The organism is Desulfomarina sp., assembly GCF_054039375.1.
This window is the reverse complement of record NZ_JBPLBA010000262.1, coordinates 1-7,879: the sequence shown is the minus strand read 5'-3', so window position 1 is coordinate 7,879 and position 7,879 is coordinate 1. Positions and strand designations below refer to the sequence as shown.

Sequence of the window (7,879 nt, the reverse complement as noted above, 5' to 3'; positions counted from 1 at the left end):
ACTCTTGAATCTACGCCGCATTTTCATCGTAATTTCGTCACTGTTGGTGACCAGTGTCTCACAGCAAGTTCTGGCAGAAAAACTTGCAACCGAACAATGGGATATTTCTGCTGACAAAGTTGTCCGTTATGAAAATCCCAGTTCAATCGTTGCCAAAGGCAATGTTATCCTGGAAAAAAAAGAACGAATCCCCGCAGCCCGACCCACTGCCGCTGCAAAAATGACAGAGTGGGCGGAATTGCTGGAAGAGGCCCCTCCGGTAAAAGAGATTACGGCCGATGAACTTTCCAATGAAACAGAGCCGGGATACAAAACCACAATAACCATAAAGGCAGACTGGATAGTCTATGACATAGAACTGGAATCAATCAAGGCCAAGGGTAATGTCCAGATTATCACGGACGAGGACAAACTTTTTGCCGAGGAAGGAAATATCAAACTGGGCAGTGAAACGGGAGAATTCACCAACGCCACCATCCTGCGCAAGAAAAATTCTCTGCACCTGGAAGGTAAATCTATCGAAAAAACCGGTTTCGACACCTATCGCATCAAGGACGGCTGGGTCATTACCTGTAAGCTTAAAAACAACGAGGCTCCCCCCTGGAGTTTTTCCAGTGCTGAAGCCGATGTTCGCCAGAACGGATACGCATTTCTGAAACATGTGAAATTCAATATCAAAAATATCCCGGTCTTCTATACACCGTATCTGGTCATTCCGGTGAAAAACAGTCGACAGACCGGTTTTCTGTTCCCCGAATTTTCCCAGTCAAGCAATGGCGGGTTCGGCTTTAATCTGCCTTTTTTCCTTAATATTTCAGAATCAATGGATGCCACGTTCTTCCCCCAATATCATGTGAAGAGAGGGTTCATGCCGGGGGTGGAATTCAGATATGTTGAGAAGGCAAGTGACAAGGGTATTTTTTCAGCCAATTACCTGCACGACCGCCTGTCCGATCCTTCCGAAACCGGATATTACAGGGATACAGGCTTTACACATACCAACAAGGATCGTTACTGGATACGGGGCAAGGCGGATCACACCTTTGCTGATGCCTGGCAAAGCCGTCTGGACATAGATATCGTTTCCGATCAGGACTATTTGACTGAATTCAAATCCGGTGTTACCGGTTTTAAAAAGAACCACAACCAGTACCTGAAAACATTCGGCCGTGGTTTTCAAAACGAAACCGACAAATTCAGGCAGAACAGCCTCAAAATACTGAGAAGCTGGAACGGCATGTCCCTGGAAACAAATTTTCTGGCCATCAATGAAGCTGATAAAAATGCGAGCGACACCAATACACCACTCTGGAAACTGCCCAGCGTGGATTTCAGCGGTGCGATTCCCTTGAGTGACAGCAGTTTCACCCTGGACTGGGATGCCGATTATGTCAATTACTGGAGAGAAGACGGCATAGGAGGTCACAGGGTTGACCTCCACCCCACCATTGCGACTCCCGTGCCTCTGAGCCCCTACCTGGAATCCAGAGCCGAGGTGGGACTTCGGGATACTTTTTATTATGTCAAAAGTTATGGAGACAGCGAATGGGACAAGGATGATACCCAGAACCGTTTTCTTCTTGAATTTGAAACAGAAGTTGCCACAACCCTGGAAAAAAACTTTTTTTCCGGTGATTCCGGTCGCCGCAGCGCAGCTCACCAGGTCCGGCCTTTTATAAAATATGGCTATATTCAGGATATTGACCAGAAAGATCTGCCCCAGTTTGACAAGGTGGACACAATTGGTGAAAAAAATTCCATCAGTTATGGAATTGATAATTTTTTCAATACCTTTACCTACAACAAATCGGGTATGGAAAAACTGAAGGAATACGCTTATCTCAAACTCCAGCAGTCTTATGATCTGCGTGACGAAGCTTCCGACGAGCCGTTTTCCGACATCTACACCAAACTGGGTTGGAAGCCATTCAAAAGAGCTGATATCTACTACAGAAGTTACTATGACGTTTATGACAACAGGTTTAACAGTCACACCTTCGAAGGTGACTATACAAACAGTAGAGGAGACTCCTTCGGACTTGATTACAGTTACAAACCAGGCAGTGATATTGAGCAGGTAAACGGCCGCATTCAGGCACGAATTCTGGCAAACTGGATAGCCGGGGGCGAAGTGAAATACTCAATCGCCCACGAAGAAACTGATGAAGCCACCGCTTCACTCACCTACCAGGCACTCTGCTGGTCTGTTAAATTTGAAACGAAATACACCCCGGCTGATACCACCTATCTCGTACTGTTTAAACTGGCAAATATCGGTGGCATAGGGATTAAATAATGCCTGTCCATAAAAGGCCCTTTCGCCCAAACTCTACGTCATGCTTAAAAAATAACAGCAGGAATATCAATACAATTCCATGCCTGCGCTTATTTTTTTGCAGTCCTTGATTTTGCACGAAATTACTCCTTTCTGGACAGACAGTAAATAACGACTGCTGATTCAGGAAGCAGACCTGATTGTGAATTTTATGATTGTGTTTCAAAGTGATATCAGGGAAAAAATCACGAAGCCGTCGCGGATGCAGACGGAAATAATATTTCTGCTTCTCACCCTGTTGGTTTTTTGTTCATTTGCCTGTTTTTCCATGGCCGGGAGTAAACCGCCCGCTGCTGAACTTGTCAGAGATGGACAGAAAATTGATCTTTCTTCTCCGGAATACATCAATTTTTTCCAGGAACTGGAGACAAAATATCATTTCAACCACGAAGAACTGCTTGCCCTGTTCAGGGGAGTGAGTATAAAACGCAAAGTCCTTCAACTGATGGACCAGCAGTGGGAAGGTAAACCCTACTACAAATACTGGCCCCTTTTCATTACTCCTTCCTCGGTGGCAAAAGGAAAAAAAGAACTCCTGAAGCACAGACAGCTCTTTGACAGAATTGAAAAAGAATTCGGAGTCGACCGGGAAGTTATAGTGGCCATATGGGGAATCGAGTCAAGGTTTGGCACCAATACGGGAGGGTTCAACCTTTTCAGAGCTCTCAATACCCTTTTTGCCGCTTATCCACGCAGATCTGATTTCTTCCGCAGGGAACTGATCCATTTTCTTCTGCTCTGCCGGGAAAACAATCTTGATCCACACTCCATCAAGGGGTCTTATGCGGGAGCTTTCGGACAGGCCCAGTTCATGCCTTCCAGCTACAATGAATATGGAGTCGATTTTGACGGTGATTCCAGGCGTGACCTTATCTCATCTCCTGAAGATATCTTTGCCTCCATCGCCAATTATCTTAAACGATTCAACTGGGTCCTCCATGCCCCCCTGTTTGCTGATATCGGCAGTGAATTAAAAGATGATATCCTTGTCGCCGCCTATAAAAAAGGGCGCAAAGGCCGTGTGGACTGGCGCCTGGTCGCCCGGGTTCAGGATCGCAGAATTCCCCGTCCCCAGAAAAACAGCGGATTGTCAATCATCGGCCTGGAAAAATCTCCTTTTTTTGGCGGCGGTATTCGTTTTGTTGCCGGATATCCAAACCTGCAGGCCATCACGGAGTATAACCACAGCAATAAATATGCCATGGCGGTTGCGGAAATGGCTCTTGCCTTCAGAGAAAAAAATTAACCACCCATGTCCGCAAAAATCCGATCCGTAAATTTTTTTTTATCGTGTCTCCTTCTTTTACTGCTTTCTGCTGTTTATTTTCTTTTCTTTGCGGAGCACTATAAACCTCTCCATCATCTCAACAAAAATCAACTGCCCGTTTTTTCAGATGACATGGGTTTCCAGTCATTTCTGTCCGCTGCCGATAACCACCTGGAATTTCTTCAAAAAAAAGAAAAACACTCACCAATAATTCTCGGAGAATATCAGTTTTCCACTGATCAGGCTGCACAATCGATACGGGAATTCAGTGAGGAAATCCGCAGGAGCCCCTCTCCCGAAGAACTGCAGCGCTATATTCGTGACAACTATGAAGTTTTCCAGGCGGGAGGAAGAAAAACCAAAAGAAAAAGAGAAATGCTGGTCACCGGCTATTATGAACCTGTTTTTACCGGCAGTCTTATCAGAACAGGCCCCTTTATCTACCCCATTTATTCTCCACCGAAAGATCTCATCTCTCGAAAAATCAATGGGAAAAACTTCACCGGCAGAATAACCGCGGATGGTTTCACGAAATACTGGACCAGGGCAGAGATAGAAACAGAAAAGGTTATCGAAGGACATGAACTTGCCTACCTCAAAGACCCGTTTGACGCTTTTCTCCTCCATGTGCAGGGTTCAGGGAGAATCAGGCTCAGGGATAACAGTATCCGCACGGTTCGATTCGCTGCTTCCAACGGCCACCCATACAACAGTATCGGCAAACTGCTGGTGGATGAAAAGAAAATGACCCTTGACGAGGTCTCTGTACCGAGAATTCGGCAATATCTAAAAAAACACCCGGATCAACTGCAACGCATTCTCCGACACAATCCCCGTTATATCTTTTTTAACTGGGGGGACAATCACCCGCCCAGGGGCAGCTGCGGTGTATTCCTTACCCCCGGCAGATCAATAGCAATTGACCACAATGCCCTGCCCGATGAAGTCATAGGTTTTCTTTCCAGTAGAAAACCTGTTATAAACAATGAGGGAAAGGTCACAGGCTGGATCCCCATGAATCGTTTTGTCTTTCCCCAGGACTCAGGTTCCGCGATCCAGGGGACAGGCAGAGTTGATATGTTCTGGGGGCATGGAGAATATGCCAGAGCAGCGGCAAATACAATGAAAGAACCGGGAAAGCTCTATTTTCTTATCAGAAAAAAAACCAGGCGCTGAGTCCTGCAGGATTAAACGCCCCACCTTAAGAGGAAGGAGAAAGACCTGTGTCCATAGAACCGATCATCACACTGACCACCGATTTTGGCCTGAACGACGAATATGTTGCAGTTTTAAAAGGGGTCATTCTGACTCTGGCTCCACGTACCCGTATTATCGATATAACACACAATCTGCCCCCCAGAGATATCCATGCCGCATCCCGTATTCTGGAAAGATCATGTCCCTTCTTTCCTGAAAATACAATTCACCTGGCCATAGTAGATCCCGGTGTCGGCGGGAAAAGAAAGATCCTTTCCGTCTGGTCCGGCTCATTTCTCTTTATAGGACCGGATAACGGCATCCTGACACCGTTTCTTCTCTCCGAAAATCTTAAAGCCATCCACAGGGTAAGCAATAACGCGCTTTTTTTAAAAAAAGTCAGCAAATCATTCCACGGAAGGGACATCATGGCACCTGTTGCCGCGCATCTGGCCATGGGGATTCCTCCCTGTGACCTCGGCCCAGCCCTGAAAAGAGAAGAATGTGTTCTGCTTGATATGTCCCGGCCACACATCGATAAAAAAACACTCACAGGTAAAATCATCTCCACCGACAGATTCGGAAACCTGTGCACCAATATATCCCGAACAATTTTTCAAGAATTCATCTGTAAAAGGCAATTCACCATATCTGTCGGATCTCTCACTCTTACCTCAGTCAGTAACACCTACGAGGAACATGATCACGGTCAGCCATTGGCAATTTTTGACAGTCATGACATGCTTGAAATTGCAGCAAGCGCTGGTAATGGTGCGGAAAAATTTTCCCTTTCTCCGGGAAATGTGATTACCATTACAATCATGGATTCTACCTGTGAATAATTATGTCAAACTGATTTTCATACGTTAAAATTGCAATATGAAAAGTTCTCCACGTTTAATTTCCTGATTTCCCATGAAACTCTTGCCGGCTTGAAGATGCGCCTGATTTATCAGACCGGACTACTGGTAAAAATCACTGGAAATTTCAATTGATAAGGGATTAAATAAAAAATTGTAAGCCCAGTTTTTTTTAGCCGGCAAATTGTTATTTTTGAAATACGCCCGATAAAACAGGCACATCCCCAGGATCACACGTTGCAGACTGTTTTTTGTCCGTAATCAGAAAAAATTTTAATTACATTTTAAGTTTGATATTTCCCGGCTATTGAATAAACTAAAATTAATCCTGATAAAAATTATAAGAGTATAACCACCTGCAGAATACTATGCGGTCTATGGAATACTCAGGAAGGATCTCAAAACGCTTCAGTTAACAGGGGGAAAGGCTCATGCGTTTTCGGTTGCAAATAGTTTTACCATTCATTCTGCTTTTTCTGTTTTTCACTGCAATCTCCTATTCATTTACCTTTTCAGAATATGAAAAACAGGAAAACGATTCCCGGAAAAATGCAACCAGTGACCGTCAACTCCTGTCCACCCTTTCCTGCCCCACCTCTCTGGCAGGAAAAAAAATAGCCACGATGATCGGTGAACAGCACCGGGATGATTACAGGGGCTATCTTGGAACTGTTATAACCATAGGTGAACCCGACTGGGACAGGAGATTCGGCACAAAAAACCAGGTCTATGGGCCCCTGATGGCTCAACTTAATCAGGGCTTTACCGAACTCGGCCTCAAAACCTATACCAATGCTGAAATCAACAACCAGATTGCCAGAGCCGAACAGGAAGCCTTCCTCAATAATGATACGGAAGGTGCGCTTACAGCCGCAAAACGGTTGCGGGCTGATTTTCTTGTCAAGGGAATCATCTCAACCAGAACACAGACAAATAAAGTCATAAAAATTGAAGAGGTTTTTGTCACAATCAGTCTGACACTGTACGATAAAAACGGCACCCAGCTTTCCACGGCCCAGGTCAAAAAGGCTGTTTTTTCCGACACAGATACCCTGGGGACCGTTCAATCCCTCGTTAAAGAGCAGTCGTATGCAATCGTATATCAACTCTTTAAAGATTATTGCCTGGAGGAAAATTGATTTCATGAAACTTCACAACAGCAGATTTTCATCCTTGTTCCCATCTCCTGCCGGAGTAGTGGTTTCAATCCTGGCCTTGCTTGTTTTTTTCGCCTCAGCCCCGACCCCGGCCATACAACCTCCGGAAACAATCGTTGTTTCCGCAGAGGGCCTGGCGGATCCGGGCGCTGAACAGTACCAGCGTGACAAGGGATTGATGATTGACGATCTGCGCCGGGATGCAAGGCGCCAGGCAATAGAAAAAGCGGTAGGTGTCTATGTGGAGAGTTCAACCCTGGTTGAAAACTATCTTCTTATAGAAGATAAGGTTCTCTCAAGATCAAAAGGGTTGATAAAACAAATTCTGGAGCAGTCGTCTCCCCGCCTTGGTGAAGATGGACTCATGCATATCAAGATCAAGGCGGAAGTCTTCATCGGCGAAGTCAAGGACGCACTTGACTCGCTTTCCCGGCAAAGCCGTATAAGCCTGATACGACAGCATGGCAATCCCACAATATCTGTTGCCATAGTCGTAAAAGACGCCGAAAGGGGGAGCCGGGCGGGAAAAGAGAACTCAACAATAGCCGAAAATATCCTCAAGGATCGCTTTGTTCATTTTGGTTACAGGGTCTGGTCGGAAGAATATACAAAAATCCTCCAGCGGGGACTGAAATCAAAACGGGGAGGACGGAGAATTGCCGATTTTTCCGTTATCGGCGAAGCCAAGTTCAAAACAAATTCAATTACACTCAAGGCCTCCGGGCTGGCCATCACCAGGCATATCCTCACTTCCTGGACAGTGAAATGTATTGATAATCATACGGGTGAAGAAATCTACTTCAACAACAAGGTCCCCCGGCACAAGAGCTGGTCTGATGAGGACCAGGCCCTGGAAGATATCGGCATGTTGATCGGTAATGAATTCACCAGGGATTTCTTTGAGAACCAGCTGATGAAACCGTCCCGCATCTATCAGCTGCAGTTGACCGGACTTCCCGATTACGACACAGCCCTGCTTTTTCAGGAGGAATTTATCGGTCTTCGCTCAATCCTGAACGCCGAACTTATCAATTTTGAAGCAGGAGGACTCTCATTCTTTGAA

At 45.6% G+C, this 7,879-nt stretch carries 6 protein-coding genes; all 6 read left to right on the top strand.

The features are described 5' to 3' along the window. Nucleotides 1-2,296, top strand: a 2,296-nt coding sequence (locus ACXLDX_RS14365; RefSeq protein ID WP_457577873.1) for an LPS-assembly protein LptD, incomplete at its 5' end; no start/stop codon positions are given. Between the two features lie 190 nt (nt 2,297-2,486). Next, entirely contained in the window at nt 2,487-3,581 is a 1,095-nt protein-coding gene (locus ACXLDX_RS14360; protein WP_457577874.1) for a lytic murein transglycosylase, read from the top strand. A gap of 6 nt (nt 3,582-3,587) precedes the next feature. Continuing rightward, the gene (mltA, locus tag ACXLDX_RS14355; RefSeq protein ID WP_457577872.1) at nt 3,588-4,778 is read left to right on the top strand and encodes a murein transglycosylase A; all 1,191 of its coding nucleotides are present in this window, start codon (nt 3,588-3,590) and stop codon (nt 4,776-4,778) included. Nucleotides 4,779-4,825: 47 nt separating this feature from the next. Next, nucleotides 4,826-5,641 (top strand): SAM hydrolase/SAM-dependent halogenase family protein, encoded by an 816-nt coding sequence (locus ACXLDX_RS14350; protein WP_457577871.1) that lies wholly within the window; start codon nt 4,826-4,828, stop codon nt 5,639-5,641. A 449-nt stretch (nt 5,642-6,090) separates the two neighbouring features. Further along, nucleotides 6,091-6,798, top strand: coding sequence for a hypothetical protein (locus ACXLDX_RS14345; RefSeq protein WP_457577870.1), 708 nt, complete (start codon nt 6,091-6,093; stop codon nt 6,796-6,798). 4 nt (nt 6,799-6,802) lie between these two features. Further along, the coding region (locus tag ACXLDX_RS14340) for a hypothetical protein (protein WP_457577869.1) at nt 6,803-7,879 on the top strand (1,077 nt) is incomplete at its 3' end.